The sequence below is a fragment of the Streptomyces sp. DSM 42067 genome (assembly GCF_055792885.1).
In genome coordinates this window covers 3006091-3021890 of sequence record NZ_CM147706.1, presented here as the reverse complement: position 1 = coordinate 3021890, position 15800 = coordinate 3006091, and the positions used below count along the sequence as shown (strand labels likewise).

At 71.8% G+C, this 15800-nt stretch carries 9 protein-coding genes; 3 read left to right on the top strand and 6 right to left on the bottom strand.

What is annotated here, in order from left to right; translation table 11 throughout:
* Positions 1–119 precede the first annotated feature (119 nt).
* Positions 120–2153, top strand: a complete 2034-nt coding sequence (locus ACSMXV_RS14020) for a bifunctional glycosyltransferase 87/phosphatase PAP2 family protein (RefSeq protein WP_473177958.1) — start codon at positions 120–122, stop codon at positions 2151–2153.
* Here the strand turns inward: ACSMXV_RS14020 and ACSMXV_RS14015 are convergent.
* Together ACSMXV_RS14015 and ACSMXV_RS14010 are read right to left on the bottom strand one after the other, a co-directional pair.
* Positions 2110–3819 (bottom strand): hypothetical protein, encoded by a 1710-nt coding sequence (locus ACSMXV_RS14015; protein ID WP_473177957.1) that lies wholly within the window; start codon positions 3817–3819, stop codon positions 2110–2112. The genes ACSMXV_RS14020 and ACSMXV_RS14015 overlap by 44 nt on opposite strands.
* 174 nt (positions 3820–3993) lie before the next feature.
* Complete coding sequence (locus ACSMXV_RS14010) at positions 3994–5238, bottom strand: cytochrome P450 (RefSeq protein WP_473177956.1); 1245 nt, start codon at positions 5236–5238, stop codon at positions 3994–3996.
* Positions 5239–5607: 369 nt separating this feature from the next.
* On the opposite strand from ACSMXV_RS14010, the gene ACSMXV_RS14005 reads away from it, so the two are divergent.
* Together ACSMXV_RS14005 and ACSMXV_RS14000 are read left to right on the top strand one after the other, a co-directional pair.
* Positions 5608–6777 carry a steroid 3-ketoacyl-CoA thiolase gene (locus ACSMXV_RS14005; RefSeq protein ID WP_473177955.1) on the top strand — a complete coding sequence of 390 codons (1170 nt, stop codon included), beginning with the start codon at positions 5608–5610 and terminating at the stop codon, positions 6775–6777.
* A 254-nt stretch (positions 6778–7031) separates the two neighbouring features.
* Entirely contained in the window at positions 7032–10913 is a 3882-nt protein-coding gene (locus ACSMXV_RS14000; RefSeq protein WP_473177954.1) for a S8 family serine peptidase, read from the top strand.
* A 101-nt stretch (positions 10914–11014) separates the two neighbouring features.
* Here the strand turns inward: ACSMXV_RS14000 and ACSMXV_RS13995 are convergent, their stop codons facing one another.
* From ACSMXV_RS13995 to ACSMXV_RS13980, 4 genes are all read right to left on the bottom strand, one after another.
* Complete coding sequence (locus ACSMXV_RS13995) at positions 11015–11434, bottom strand: aggregation-promoting factor C-terminal-like domain-containing protein (RefSeq protein WP_181659714.1); 420 nt, start codon at positions 11432–11434, stop codon at positions 11015–11017.
* Between the two features lie 520 nt (positions 11435–11954).
* The gene (locus ACSMXV_RS13990) at positions 11955–12812 is read right to left on the bottom strand and encodes an ECF transporter S component (protein WP_473177953.1); all 858 of its coding nucleotides are present in this window, start codon (positions 12810–12812) and stop codon (positions 11955–11957) included.
* Positions 12809–14599: an ABC transporter ATP-binding protein gene (locus tag ACSMXV_RS13985; RefSeq protein WP_473177952.1), complete on the bottom strand. Its 1791-nt coding sequence runs from the start codon at positions 14597–14599 to the stop codon at positions 12809–12811. Before ACSMXV_RS13985 ends, ACSMXV_RS13990 begins: the two co-directional genes overlap by 4 nt.
* Complete coding sequence (locus tag ACSMXV_RS13980; RefSeq protein WP_473177951.1) at positions 14596–15789, bottom strand: energy-coupling factor transporter transmembrane component T; 1194 nt, start codon at positions 15787–15789, stop codon at positions 14596–14598. The genes ACSMXV_RS13985 and ACSMXV_RS13980 overlap by 4 nt, the downstream gene beginning before the upstream one ends.
* Between the last annotated feature and the right edge of the window lie 11 nt (positions 15790–15800).

Sequence of the window (15800 nt, the reverse complement as noted above, 5' to 3'; positions counted from 1 at the left end):
TCTCGGGGGCCGGACAGGTCCGGGACAGGAACCGGGCGCGGGGGGCGTGCGGTCCCGTGCAGCAAGGCACGGGGCGACGAGGCACGAGTTGACGGACGGGGCGGGAGGGCCGACGCGGCGTGGCGAACGTGGAGCACGGTGGAGCGGGTAACGCCTTGGGGGCGGGGGCGTCCGGAGTGGCGACGGCGCGACTTGGAGCGGCCCGCGCCGCCCTGTGGGTGATCGCCGCCGTCTTGGCGATACGCCAGGTCGCGGCGGTGCTGCGGCTGCCTCCCGGGCAACGGCTGACCGACCTGGAGACCTGGACCGGGCCCGGCGGTGTCCTTCATATGGAGGGCTCGCTGTACGCCGCGGACAAGTTCACGGGCAGCCCGTTCGCCGGCCTCGTCCTCAAACCGCTCACCCGCGCCGCCGAGGAGGCGCTCGGCTGGGGCTGGACCTTCGGCACCCTGCTGCTCGTCGTGGTGCTCGGCCTGGTCGCTGCCCGCGCCCTGCCGCAGCCGGTGTCCCGGCGCACGTCGCTGCTGGCCGCGCCCGTGGCGATCTGTCTGCTGATGATCTCGCTGCCGGTGCGCAACACCCTGTATCTCGGGCAGACCAGCATCCTGCCGGTCCTGCTGGTGCTGCTCGGCTGCTTCGCGGCCCGCGGTGAGCGCCTCAGCGGGGCGCTCATCGGTGTCGCTGCGGCCCTCCAGCCGACCGTGCTGCTGTTCGCGCCGCTGCTGTGGCTCACCGGACGCAGACGCGCCGCCGCCTCCACCGGCGTCACGTTCGCCGCCTGCACCGCGCTGGCCTGGGCGGCCCTTCCGCATGACTCCCGGACGTACTGGGTGCACCATCTCGCCGGCGCGGGCCTCGGCGAGCGCCCGGACAGCCTCGCCAACCAGTCGCTGCACGGCGCGCTGCTGCGGCTCGGACTCCAAGGGCCGCTCGAAACAGCGCTGTTCCTCACGCTGGGCGCGGCCGTCGCCGTCGTCGGGCTGCGCCGCGCGGTGCGGTACGCGCGCGACGGGCAGCTGCTGCTCGCCGTCGCGCTGACCGGCTGTGTCGCTGCCGTGGTGTCGCCGACGACCTGGCAGCACCAGCTGCTGTGGGTGCTGCTCGCCGTGGTAGGCCGGGTCGGCAGGCGGGAGCCGGACCGCTACGTCTGGCCGGTCGCCGTCGTCCTGGTGATGACGCTGCCCGCGAAGATGATGCTGCCGAACATGGCGATGCTCCATCCGCTGCGGGACAACGTGGTGCTGATCGCCGCGGTCGCCGCCGCCTGCGCCGTGCCGTTCCTGTCCCGCACGTCGCCGTACTACCGGACACCGATCCCGACCGACTACGCGGAGCCCGCCCCGTCCCGGTGGCGCCGCGTGCCGCTGCTGCCCTTCTGGCGCCGGGTGCTCAGCCGCCCGAACCTGCTGCTCGAACTGCTGCTGATACGCGTCGGCTACTCCGCCTACTCGCACGTCCGCCTCGCCGCGACCGGCGGCCGGGCCGCCGCCGAGGAACACGGCGAGCAGATACACGCGATGGAGAAGGCCCTCTTCATCGACATCGAGCACTGGGCCAACCACACCGTCGTGAAGGTGCCCTGGCTGGAGGGCTTCTTCAACTTCTACTACTCGTCGTTCCACTTCGTCGTACCGCTGACGATCCTCGGCGTCCTCTATGCGCGCCGCCCCGCCGACTACCGCTGGGCGCGCTCCGCGCTCGGCTTCGCCACACTCCTCGCCCTCCTCGGCTTCTGGCTCTACCCGCTCGCGCCGCCGCGCCTCATGCCGGACCTCGGCTTCGTCGACACGGTCCACGGTGTCCAGGACTTCTCCCAGCCGGACTACGGGGCGCTGACCGCGCTGACGAACCAGTACGCGGCGATGCCCTCGCTGCATTTCGGCTGGTCACTGTGGTGCGGCATCGTCATCGTCGTCCTGGCGCCGAAGTGGTGGATGAAGGCGCTGGGGCTGCTGCACCCGCTGTTCACGGTCTCCGCGATCGTCGTGACCGCCAACCACTGGGTGCTGGACGCGGCCGGCGGCGCCGCCGTCGTCGGCGCGGGCTTCGCACTCACCCATGTGCTGTCCGGGCCGCGTTCCCGCATCCCGCTGAAGGCCGCAGGCGCAGTCAGCACCGAGCCGGAGAAGGCGCCCGACCGTACTCCGAGCTGATCCGGTACTCGCCCGGCGCGGACACCGTCAGCCGCGTGAACTCGCCGTACCGCTCCAGGCATCCGCCCTCCGCCCGGAGCCACGGCGAGTACGCGACGCGCACGGTCACCACGCCCGGCCGCGGAACCCGGACCACGATGTCCGAGCTGGTCGTACGCACGACGGTGGCGGGTGTCGAGACCAGCGGCACGGCGTCCTGGACGCGGTAGACGCGCCAGTGCGCGTCACTCCACACGGGTTCCAGCCAGGACGGTCCGCTGCGCACGAGGCGCGCCTCCTGCTCGGCGGGGCCGTCCGGTTTCCCCGCCGACAGCACCACGAACCCCACCGCCCACCGGTCCAGCCAGGCCCGGTACGTCGCCGCCGAGAAGGACCCGTCGTAGAAGAGCCGCCCGCGCTCGACGTCGAGCTGGCGGTTCCAGCCGCGCGCCATGTTCACATGCGGCGCGAGTGCGGTGGCCTCGCGATGGTTGCGTGCCGGGACCACCTCGACCCGGCTACGGTCGGCGCCTAGCCGCCGCAGAGCCCCCACCACACCTTTCGTATCGGCCGACCAGGCGGGCACGGTCGTCGACACCACCAGGTCGTCCCAGGTCTTCTGCACCACCCACCCCGAGGACAGCACCAGCGCCACCGCGAGCACCAGGCTGCGGACGACGGGCAGCCCCGGCACGAGCAGCGCGCCGCGCACGGCATGCAGCCCGGGTGCGGACACCACGCCGCGTACGGCGGGCAGCCCGGATGCGAGCAGCGCGGCGAGCAGCACGGCCGGGGCCAGCAGCTCGGTGAGCCGCTCGACGTTCGTGCCGATCGGGGACGGAATCAGATACGTGAGCACTGTGCCGGCGGCGTACACCGCCGCGCCCCACCGCAGCACCCGCCACGAGCGCGGCGCCGCCACCACGACGGCCAGGCTGTACAGAACGGGCGGCCAGATGCGGGAGAACGGCATGGGCTGCTCGCCGCTGAACGGAAACAGCAGCGTCGTCACCCCGACCACGACGACCGGCGGCACCAGCAGCACGACGGCCCGGACACGGTCGCGTACGAAGAGCCAGCCTGCCCCCGCGACCATGACGAACAGCCCGGCCACCGGACTCGCCATGGCCGCCAGCCCCGCGCACACGGTCGCGAGCCACGCGCGCCGTTCCGACACCAGCAGCAGACAGGCGGCGAGCCCGAATGCCACGCCCAGTGCGAACGTCGTACGCCCCGACGCCACGTTGCACCACAGGGCGAGCGAGGCGAGCAGGGCAGGCCCCAGCGGCCGTCGTATCCCGGTGCGTACGAAGATCACCGCGGCCAGCCAGCCCGCCGCGAGCCCGGAGAGGACCGTCACGGTGCGCACGCCGAGGCCAGCCATCAAGTACGGCGATATGAGGCTGTAGTTGGCCGTGTGCATCCCGCCGTACCAGAACAGGCCGTACGCCGACCCGCCGTGCCGGGACGCGAACTCGGCCCAGGCCTCCTGGGCCGCCAGGTCGCCGCCGCCCGTGGCGAGGAAGATCCACCACACCGCGTACAGGGGCAGCGTGGGGACCGTCGCGATCAGCGGGATGCGATGGCGGCGGACCAGGCCGAGAAGCCCGCGGGGTGGCCGGGGGAGTTCCTTACGGGGCGATGACCCACCTGCTGTGCGGGGGCCGGACAGCTCGGCGGAGACCAAGGCACCGTTTCCGTTCGAAGGCTACGAGGGGCAAGTGAAGCAGGTGACACTTGCCTGGACGCTGCCCAGGACGGATTCGTTCACGCGGTCCGGCCCCCGGGAGGCAGGGGCGGGGCGTAGGGGGGATGCCCCTGCCTCCCCGGAGGCAGGTCAACGGGCCGGTCGGGAGGCCGGTCACGCGGTGCTGACCTGGAGCTCCTTCACGCCGTTGAGCCAGGCCGAGCGCAGCCGCCGCGGGTCGCCGGCCAGGCGCAGATCCGGCATGGCCTCCGCTACGGCGTTGAAGATGAGGTCGATCTCGAGCGTGGCGAGGGACTTGCCGAGGCAGTAGTGGGGGCCGCCGCCCCCGAAGCCGAGGTGCGGGTTCGGGTCGCGGGTGACGTCGAAGACGCCGGGGTCGGTGAAGACCTCCGGGTCGTGGTTCGCGGACGAGTAGAAGATGCCGACCCGGTCGCCCTTCCTGATCTGCTGCCCGCCGAGCTCGGTGTCCTGCGTCGCGGTGCGCTGGAAGGAGACCACGGGCGTGGCCCAGCGGACGATCTCCTCGGCGGTCGTCGCGGGCCGCTCGCGTTTGTACAGCTCCCACTGGTCCGGGTGGGTCAGGAAGGCGTGCATGCCGTGGCTGATGGCGTTGCGGGTCGTCTCGTTGCCCGCGACCGCGAGCATCAGCACGAAGAAGCCGAACTCGTCCGAGCCGAGATTGCCCTGGTCCCCCGCGGCCACGAGCTGGGTGACGATGTCCTTGGCCGGGCACTCCTTGCGGGCGGCGGCCATGTTCATCGCGTACGAGATGAGCTCGGTGGCAGCTTCGGCGGCCACGTCCTCGGTGATGGCGAACTCGGGGTCGTCGTAGGCCACCATCTGGTTGGACCAGTCGAAGATCTTGATCCGGTCGTCCTGGGGGATGCCGATCAGCTCGGCGATGGCCTGCAGGGGAAGCTCGCAGGCGACGTTGGTGACGAAGTCGAAGGAGCCGTCCGGGCCCGCGCTCGCGAGGGCCGTCTCGACGATCGAGCCGGCGCGGGCGCGCAGGGCGTCCTCCAGCGAGCGGATGGCGCGCGGGGTGAAGCCGCGCTGCACGATCTGGCGGACCCGGGTGTGCTCGGGCGGGTCCATGTTGAGCATGATCAGCCGCTGGACCTCGATCTGGTCGCGGTTGATGTGCTCGTTGAAGCGGATGATCGCGGTGTTGAGGTTCGAGGAGAAGAGGTCGGGGTGCGTGGAGACGTACTTGACGTCCGCGTGCCGGGTGACGGCCCAGTAGCCCTCGTCCTGGAAGCCTGCGATGCCGGGCTGCTGGGCGATCCAGCGGACCGGTTCGGCCTTCCGCAGCTCGGCGAACTCCGGGAGGGGTACACGGTGGTGGAGCACATCGGGATCGGTGAAGTCGAACCCTTCGGGCAGCGCTGGACAGGGCATCGGCAACTCCAGGTGTCCTGGTCTGAAGGCTCTGACGGCCCAACCGTCCCCGGGTCTGACGGTCCATCAGAAAATGAAGGTGTCGGCAAGGTAGTAACGGGTTCTACAAGTCGCAAGGGCCGCGACAGGGTGAATTGCGTGCAGGAGGGGTGCAAGGTGCTGCAAGGTGCGTGCACGACCCTTGCGGCGCGGGGTCCCGGCTCAGCAGACTGCGGGGAGAACTGGTACGCGTTCTAGTTCTTCGATTGTTCGTTGACCGCGACCATCAATTGAGGAACCGACGCGGCGAGCAACCAGGTCCACGAGAGCGGCTGGGGGCACCTCCCAGCGTTAGCTGGGGGAGGTTCAGCCGCAAAGAAGGGAGCCCTCATGGCCGCGGAACCCGTCATCGTCGAAGCCGTACGCACCCCCATCGGCAAGCGCGGCGGCGCGCTCGCCAATCTCCACCCCGCCTATCTCCTGGGCGAGACCTACCGCGAACTCCTCGCCCGTACGGGCATCCAGGCCGACTGCGTCGAACAGATCGTCGGCGGCACCGTCACGCACGCCGGCGAGCAGTCCATGAACCCGGCGCGCACCGCATGGCTCACGATGGGCCTGCCGTACGAGACCGCGGCCACCACCGTCGACTGCCAGTGCGGCTCCTCGCAGCAGGCCTCGCACATGACCGCCAACATGATCGCGGCGGGCGTCATCGACGTCGGCATCAGCTGCGGCGTCGAGGCGATGTCCCGTGTGCCGCTCGGCTCCGGCTCCAAGCACGGTCCTGGCAAGCCCTTCCCCGACGAGTGGAACGTCGACCTGCCCAACCAGTTCGAGGCGGCCGAGCGCATCGCACGGCACCGCGGACTGACCCGCGAGAACGTCGACTCGCTCGGCCTCATCTCGCAGGAGCGGGCCGCGATCGCCTGGTCCGAGGAGCGCTTCAAGCGCGAGACCTTCGCCGTCCAGGTGCCCACGACCGAGGAGGAACAGGCCGGAGGCCAGGGCATGTGGCGGCTCGTCGACCGTGACGAGGGGCCGCGTGACACCTCGATGGAGGCGCTGGGGCGGCTCAAGCCGATCATGCCGACGGCCGTGCACACCGCGGGCAACTCCTCGCAGATCTCGGACGGCGCCGCCGCGATCATGTGGGCGTCCAAGCGGATGGCGCGGGCGCTCAAGCTCAGGCCGCGCGCCCGTATCGTCGCCCAGGCCCTCGTGGGCGCCGACCCGCACTTCCACCTCGACGGCCCCATCGACGCCACGCGGGCCGTGCTCGGCAAGGCCGGGATGTCCCTCAAGGACATCGACATCGTCGAGATCAACGAGGCCTTCGCGTCGGTGGTGCTGAGCTGGGCGCAGGTCTTCGAGCAGGACCTGGAGAAGGTCAACGTCAACGGCGGGGCGATCGCGCTGGGGCACCCCGTGGGGGCGACCGGGGCGCGGCTCATCACCACGGCGCTCCATGAACTGGAGCGGCGGGACAAGGAGTTCGCGCTGATCGCGATGTGCGCGGGCGGGGCGCTGGCGACGGGGACGATCATTCAGCGGCTTTAAGCGGTCGTGGCCCTCGTTGTCACCACCCCACGACGCGGCAACTTTCCGGCGGTCCAGCAGTAGCCCCTGCCGGAAAGGCGCACCGTGGCGGATCTGCGCCAGGGCACGATCCCGCCACCGGCACCCGGGGTCTCCGCCGGCGGCCCGTGGAAGAGTCCCGATGATCTCCCACAGCGCCAACGTCCCGTCCGGGCGCCCCGATCCCGGCCGCCTCTGGGAGATCCGCCGGGAGGCGGCCCCCGGGAGGACCGTTCATGCCCCACGTTCGCCGCAGACCCGTCCGGCCGCCGGGCCGCCGCCTGATCGCCGCCGCACTGAGCGCCACCGTCATCGCCACCGCGTCGCCCGCCCTGGCCGACCCCGCCGGCTCCGACTCGGCCTCCGCCGGCTCCGGTACGACACCATCGACCACGGCGGCAGCCGGGGCCGCCACCAGCCCCGGCTCCTCCACCGTCACCCTGGTGACAGGTGACAAGGTCGCCTACACCGGCCGCGGCGCGGACCTCCAGGTCACGGGCGTCACCCCGGCGCCCGACCGTGAACGGATCGGTTTCACCCGCTACCGCCTGAACGGCCATGAGTACGTCCTGCCCACCGACGCCGAGGAACTCATCGGCGACGGCACGGTGGACGAGGCGCTGTTCGATGTCACCGGCCTGGTGTCACTCGGCTACGACGACGGACACAGCGACACCGTCCCGGTCCTCGCGGCGGGGACCGCCGGCAACGACGACGGCCTCGGCGGCAAGCCCTTGGCCTCGGCGCCGACGGGAACCAAGCTCACCCGCTCCCTCCCCCGGCTCGGCGTCACCGCGCTCAAGGTCGACAAGGACCGTGCCGCGACCGCCTGGACCCGGCTCACCGGCCGAGGCACCGGAAAGGCCCGCAGTGAGAGCGCCGCCGCAGAGCGGCTGTGGCTCAACGGCAAGGTCAAGGCGACCCTCGACACCAGCGTCCCCCAGATCGGCGCGACCGAGGCATGGAAGTCCGGCCTGACCGGCAAGGGCGTGAAGGTCGCGGTGCTGGACACCGGCTACGACACCGGCCACCCGGACCTGGCCGGCCGGGTCGTCGCGGAGAAGAACTTCGTCGCGTACGCGGACGGCGTCCAGGACGGCAACGGCCACGGCACCCATGTGTCGTCGGCCATCGCCGGCTCCGGCGCCGCATCCGACGGCCGTCTGAAGGGCGTTGCCCCGGACGTCGAGCTGATCGAGGGCAAGGTCCTGGACGACAGCGGCCTCGGCGACTACGCCGAGATCCTGGCAGGCATGGAATGGGCCGTCGCTCAGGGGGCCGACGTCGTCAACATGAGCCTCGGCGGCGATGCGACCGACGGCACCGACGTCCTGTCGGCCGCCGTGAACCGCCTCTCCGCGGACTCCGAAAGCCTGTTCGTGGTGGCCGCGGGCAACGCCGGCACCGCGTACACGGTGGGCTCGCCCGGTGCCGCCGACGCGGCCCTGACGGTCGGATCCGTCACCAAGAAGGGAGCCGTGTCGTCGTTCTCCTCGCGTGGCCCCCGGGTCGGCGACGACGCGATCAAGCCCGAGATCGCCGCCCCGGGCAGCGGAATCGTCGCCGCCCGGGCGAAGGGGACACTCGCGGAGGAGGCCGTGGACGGCTCCTACGCCAAGCTGTCCGGTACGTCGATGGCCACTCCGCATGTCGCGGGAGCCGTCGCCCTCGTCAAGCAGGCGCACCCCGACTGGTCGGGGGAGCAGCTGAAGGCCGCCCTCATCGGGTCGGCGGGTGAGGTCGAGCAGGCGGACGTATTCGATGTCGGGGCGGGAATCGTCGACGTCCCCGCCGCACTCGACGCCCCGGTCACCGCGGAACCGGCCGTGCTGCGGACTGTGCAGGCAGCCCAGCCGGTCGCGGACAGCAAGCCCACGGTGCGCCGGATCACCTACACCAACAGCTCGGACCGCACCCTCCAACTCGCCGTGAAGGCCGAGACCACCGGCCCCGACGGCAGCGCCGCGCCGGCCGCACTCACCGCCCTCGACACGGAACACATATCCGTCCCGGCGCATGGCAGCGCCACCGTCGAGCTCACGTCGTCCCCGGCCGCCGCCACGAAGGCCGGCGTCCACAGCGGCATCGTCACCGCTTCCGGCAACGGGCAGAGCATCCGCACCCCGTACGCGCTCACGGTCGCGCAGACCAGCCACACCCTCACCCTGGTCGGAGCCGCCAACCGCCCGGGGGTGGACAAGAGCACCACCAACGCGGTGATCCAGAACACGGCGACCGGTGAAGCCGTACGGACCTCCGTCGCCGCGGGGAAGACGAAGAAGCTGGTCCTGGAAGAGGGCGACTACCGGGTCATCGGCCATGTCTGGGAGCAGCAGCTCAGCGGCACCACCGAAGTCGCCTCGGCCGCCGTGCACTACGCGCACCAGGTGTCCCTGGACGCCGATCGCGAACTGACCGTCGACATCGCGGACGCCAAGCCGGTGACCCTCGACATCGACCGCGACGACGCCGTCTCCTCCACGCACGCCGGGACCGGCCTGGTCTCCAGCGTCGGCGGTGCCCAGGACGCGTCAGGGACCACCTCGTCAGGGACCACCGGCCTGATCGCCCCGTTGAACGCGTATGCCCACTCCGTCTACGCGGCCGCCAGCACCGGCCCCGACATGCCCGGCCTCACCTTCTTCGGCGCGGGCAGCTTCCAGCAGCACTGGATCACCGCCCGGGACACCTCCACCGGTGAGCCGATCGACGTGGAGTTGCTGCCCTACTACTTCGCCGGCTGGTACGGCGACGTCACCGGCGCCGTGGTCGACGTGGGCAACGGAGCGGACATCAGCGGCCTAGACCTGGCCGGGAAGATCGTGCTGTTCGAGCCGGGCTACACCGGCACCCCCGCCCAGCGCACCGCCCGCTACAACGCCATCAAGGCCGCAGGCGCCGGGCTGATCATCCTCAGCGGCTACATCACCGGCTCCGAGTCCACGGACCCGGTCCTGCGCGTCGACACCCCGAACACCAAGCGGCTGCGCGCGCTGCTCGCCGCCGGGCCGCTGGAGCTGCGGGTCAAGGGCACGAGGGCCAGTGAGTACCACTACCTGACCTTCCACAAGGTGGAGGGCCGGGTCCCTGGCGGTGTGAAGTGGACGGACCGGGCCGCGGACCTCGCCAAGGTCCGTACCTCCGCCTGGGCACCGGGGTACCCCAACGACACCAAGGGCCTGTACGGCTGGATCCAGCATGACGGCCTGGTCTGGGTGCAGCAGTACACCGTGCTGCGCTCGCCCTTCACCACCGATCTCTACCTGTCCCCGGACGTGCCCTGGACCACAGCGACGTTCCACATCCTGGATGCCGAGGACACGGTGGTGGGTGCGCAGTACACCAACGCGACCGAGTACGAGGCCGGGCGCACCTACTCGGAGGAGTGGCTGAAGGCTCCCTTCAACCCCTCGCTCTCGGTGCGCGGCGCGGACGGCGAGCCCCAGGTGACCCGTACCGGCGACGATCTGTCGATCGACCTGCCGATGTTCTCCGACGCCGCCGGGCACCTTTCCGAGTGGCTGCCGGGCACGGACACCGGCAACACCGTTCTGACCCGCGACGACGGCACTCCCGTCGCGGACAACGACCAACCGGGCAAGGGCGAGTTCAGGCTCCCGCAGAGCGACGCGTGGTACCGGCTGAAGGTGTCCGCGCATCGCGACGGCGGCTGGATCGAGGAGGGCAGCAACTGGCCGATGTCCGACTCGGTCACCGACGAGTGGCGCTTCCGCTCCGGGCATGTGGCCGACGGCAGGGCGCAGGCCGCGGCGCTGCTGGACATCGGCTACGACCTGCCGCTCAACGGACGGGAGGAGATCGAGGCCGGTGAGCCGGTCACCTTCCATGTCTCCGTCGCCCGGCAGACCGGTTCGACCGACGGAGCACCGGTGAAGGAGGTCGGTGTGGAGTACTCCGTGGACGGCGGCACGACCTGGACCGCGTCCCAGGTGCGGGCCGACGGTGACCGCTGGGCGGTGTCGCTCCCGGCCCTCGACCAGGGCAGGGTCGCCCTGCGTACCCATGCGGTGGCCGCGGACGGCAGCGAGGTGACGGAGACCGTCGTCAAGGCGTTCGAGGTCGGCTGCGTCGAGTGGTGGTGCGGGCTCGCAGGCTGACGGCCTCTCCAGCGTCGGGTACGACGAAGGCGGCGGCACCCCGCAATGGGGGTGTCGCCGCCTTCGTATGCGACGGGCCTCAGGCCCGAGCGGTCGTCGGCTCAGTACCAGCCGTGCGACTGCCAGAAGTTCCACGCGGCGACCGGGCTGCCGTAACGCGAGTTCATGTAGTCCAGGCCCCACTTGATCTGCGTCTGGGGGTTGGTCTTCCAGTCCGCACCGGCGGAGGCCATCTTCGAGCCCGGCAGCGCCTGAACGAGACCGTACGCCCCCGAGGACGCGTTCGTCGCCGTGACGTTCCAGCCGCTCTCGTGCTCCACGATCTTGCTGAAGGCCTTGTACTGCGCGGCGTCCGGGATCAGCTTGTGCGCGATCGCCTGGGCCTTGCCGGTGGACGCAGCCGCGGGAGCGGCCTGGGCGGGAGCGGCGGCGAACAGCATGCCGGTGGTGGCGGCGGCCACGGCGGCACCGGTGAGGGCCTTCTTCGGGGAAGCGATGCGGCGGAAGAGAGCGACAGTCACAGGGGGAACCTCTTGGTTGGGGGCAGGGCGTCGCACGCAGCCCACAGCCGTGCACGGGAGCCGTGCGGGAGGCGGGGGAAATGCGTCGGCGCCGCGACCCGTGAGGGCACGTCGGCGCCGTGCGACACATCCAGAGAAGCAGGGCCGCCGAAACGCCGCAACCACCCCTTTTACTAGTGGAAGTCGCATTCGAGAAGAAGGTCCTTTGTGTGACCCGGCTCTCAATCCCCAGGTCAGGCGGGGGAAATGACGCGCTCACGTCATGGACTTCGGCTACGAGGCCGTCTAGTAAGTGACCAAGGCCACGTGAAGGGCCTCACTTGCTTGGGGCCCTTCTCGTCACGGACTGCGTGCGAAGCCGCACACTCCGCATATGGCTAATCCGGCGAAATGTGACACAAGCCCCAGGTCGCATGTGACGGAGTTCGCATGCAGGTACTGCCGGTCGGCGCCGGGAATGTGTCCGACGCCTCGCAGGCCGCCCACTGGGGCAGAACGTGACCGGACGCCCACGAAGTGGCTAGGAGCGACCAGGCGCTTCGAACGTGACCGTCGCCTCGAAGGCGGCCCGCCGCGTGGCGCGTCGCAGCGCCTTGAGCAGGGCGGGCCCGAGCGTCAGCGTGAGCACCACGGTCACCGCCGCCCGGCCGAGGTCCCAGCCGAGCGAAGTGGCCAGGCAGTACGCGAGGAAGCGCGCCAGGTTCCCGGCGAGCGTGCCGTCCGGGTCGAACGCGACGCTCGACGCGAGCGAGCCCAGGAACGGCCAGCCGGCCAGATTCATGATCGTGCCGTACCCGAAGGACGCCACGAACCCGTACGCGGCGAGCATCAGCAGCTCACCGCGCCCCCGCAGCCGGTCCGGGCCCGGCAGCAGACCGGCCCCCATCGTGAACCAGCCCATCGACAGCATCTGGAACGGCATCCACGGGCCGACGCCCCCGGTCAGCAGGGCCGAGGCGAACATCGTCACGGCGCCCAGCACGAAACCGAAACCGGGCCCGAGCACACGGCCGCTGAGCACCATGAGAAAGAACATGGGCTCGATCCCGGCCGTCCCTGCGCCGAGCGGCCGCAGCGCCGCGCCTGCGGCGGCCAGTACGCCCAGCATCGCCACCGCCTTCGGGCCGAGACCCGACTCCGAGATCGTCGCCGCGACCACTCCCACGAGCAGCACGAGCAGCGCCGCGAACAGCCAGGGCGCGTCCTGCGCGTGCGCGCTGAGCCCCGACCCGGCCTCGGCGAACAGGGGCCACCCGAAGGCGGCGATCCCGACGGCGCTGACGAGTGCGAGGGCGCCCACGGAACGGCGGCCCAGACGGACGGCCCGGGCCTGGGGCTGGCTCTGGTCGTGGGTCTGGGCGTGGGTCGGACCAGTCATGCCAGTGCCTCCCTGACCTGGGACACCGTCAGCCACCGCTCCGGTGCGAGCACCTTGGTGACCTGGGGCGCGAAGGAAGGGGATGCCACGACGACTTCGGCGGTCGGGCCGTCCGCCACGATCTCCCCGTCGGCCAGGATGACGACGCGGTCCGCCAGCTCGGCCGCGAGTTCCACGTCGTGCGTGGCCAGCACGACGGCATGGCCCTCGACCGCCAGCCCGCGCAGGACGGACACCAGGCGGGCCTTCGCCGCGTAGTCCAGACCGCGGGTCGGCTCGTCGAGAAGCAGCAGCGGCGGCCGGGCCGTGAGCACCACGGCCAGGGCGAGCGCGAGCCGCTGCCCCTCCGAGAGGTCCCGCGGATGCGTGTCGTCCGCGATGCCGGGCAGCAGCTCGGACACCAGTGCCCGGCACGTACCCGGCGCCGCGCCCGCGTCGCCGTCGGCGGCCGCACACTCGGCGCCCACGGTGTCGGCGTACAGCAGATCGCGCGGCTCCTGCGGTACGAGGCCGACGCGCCGGACCAGCTCACGCGGCCCCGCACGGTGCGGTACCACGCCTCCGACCCGCACCGAGCCCGACGTGGGGGCGACCAGGCCGACAAGAGTGGACAGCAGGGTGGACTTCCCGGCGCCGTTGCGGCCCATCAGCGCGACCGTCTCGCCGGGGACGGTGGAGAAGTCCACGTGACGCAACGCCTGGACCCTGCCGCGCCGGGCACCGAGCCCCTCGACGACCGCGACGGGCTCGGCGTCCGGGGCGGGCAGGTCGGGTGCGTCGGTGACGTCCGCTATATCCCGCTTTCTGCGCCAGGGCCGCCACCGCGTGAGCCATGGGCGGTCCTGGCGCGTGTCCGAGCCGGGCCGGGACGACGGCGTCGGGTGGGGAGGGGCCGCGTCCACGCGGCCGTGGGCACCATCCAGGCGATCGTGGGCCCGGTCCGCACGTCCGCGGGACGGATCCGGCCCGAGCCCCGCCAGCCGTTCCCGCAGCCCCCCGGCCTGCCGCCGGGCGTCCCGCACCGTGAGCGGCAGGGGCGACCAGCCGGCGAGCCGCCCGAGGTCCACCACCGGCGGGTACACCGGCGAGACGGCCATCATCTCGGCGGGCGTACCGAGCACGGGCGCCGCGCCCGGTTCGGCGAGCAGCAGGACCTGGTCCGCGTACTGCACGACCCGTTCCAGCCGGTGCTCGGCCATGAGCACGGTCGTACCGAGGTCGTGGACGAGCCGCTGGAGCACGGACAGGACCTCCTCCGCCGCCGCGGGGTCGAGAGCGGAGGTCGGCTCGTCGAGGACCAGCACCTGAGGATGCGGGGTGAGGACCGAGCCGATGGCCACGCGCTGCTGCTGCCCGCCGGACAGCGTGGCGATGGGCCGGTCGCGCAGATCGGCGAGGCCGAGCAGGTCGAGCGTCTCCTCGACCCGCCGCCGCATCACCTCCGGCGGCAGCCCCAGCGACTCCATGCCGTACGCGAGTTCGTCCTCGACCGTGTCCGTCACGAAGTGGGAGAGCGGGTCCTGGCCCACGGTTCCCACGACGTCGGCGAGTTCGCGCGGCTTGTGGGTGCGGGTGTCCCGCCCGGCCACGGTGACGCTGCCACGCAGCGTGCCGCCCGTGAAGTGCGGCACAAGCCCGCTGACGGCCCCGAGCAACGTCGACTTGCCGACCCCGGACGGCCCGACCACGAGCACCAACTCGCCCTCGGGAACGGTGAGTTCAACCCCTCGTACGGTGGGCGCCGAGGCGCCGTCGTACGTCACGGAGACATCCTCGAAACGGATCATGAGGGTTCCTTGGGGAGGTCGGACCTGGGTGCGGGGGAGGGTTCCGGCGGGGCGGATCCCGCGGTGCCTGCGGAGGCGGGCGGGGCTGGAGCCGGAACAGGTGCCACGAGCGCCGGAAGCAGTCCCAGCAGCACCGCCGCCGCGGGCAGCAGCGGCAGCCTGGGGGCGGACAGCGGTACGACGCCGGGGCGGAGGGCCGCGGGATCGTACGAACCGGAGACGATCAGCGCTGCCGCCACCACCACCCCCGAGCCGGCGACCAGCCAGGCCCGGACACCCCACACGTCCGGCCGGTACCGGGTGCGCACGGACCGCCGGCCGCCCAGCCACAGTCCGGCCAGCGCGGCCACGAGCCCGGCGAGCAGCACGGGCACGCCGTAGGTCGCTCCCTCGGCGGTGAGCAGCCCGTACGTTCCGGCGCACACACCGATGAGCCCGCCCAGGGTCAGTACGGCGGTGGTGCGCCGGACGGCGGCCGGAACCTGCGCGGTCCGCCCGTACCCGCGGGCGTCCATCGCGGCCGCCAGTGCCACCGACCGCTCCAACGCGCCCTCCAGAACCGGCAGTCCGACCTGCAGCAACCCGCGCAGGCCGCGGTCCGGACGCCCGCGCAGCCGCCGCGCGGCCCGCAACCGCTGCACATCGGCGATGAGATGCGGCGCGAAGGTCAGCGCGACGACGACGGCGACCCCCGCCTCGTACAGGGCACCCGGCAGCGACTTGAGTAGCCGCGCAGGATTGGCGAGAGCGTTGGCCGCGCCCACGCAGATCAGCAGCGTGGCGAGCTTCAACCCGTCGTACAGCGCGAAGACCAGGCCCTCGGCTGTCACCCGGCCGCCGACGCGCACTCCCTGCGCCCACTCGGGAAGCGGGACTTCGGGCAGGCTGACGACGGTGTGCGTGCCGGGGATGGGCGATCCGAGGAACACCGCGAACACCAGCCGGATCCCGATCACGGCCAGTCCGAGCTTGACGAAGGCGCCGTACGACCGCGCCCAGGGCGCCTCCGTCCGCCGTGCCACGACGACGTACCCCGCGACCCCGATGAGGAGTGCGAGCAGCAGCGGGTTCGTGGTCCGCGACGCCGCGGTGCCGAGCCCGAGCGCCCAGATCCACCAGGCGCCGGGATGCAATGCGTTGCTGCGGTCCGCTTCGGGGGCGAGCCCGCGGCGGAGCGCGGTGCTGGTCATCGTCGTGGCCC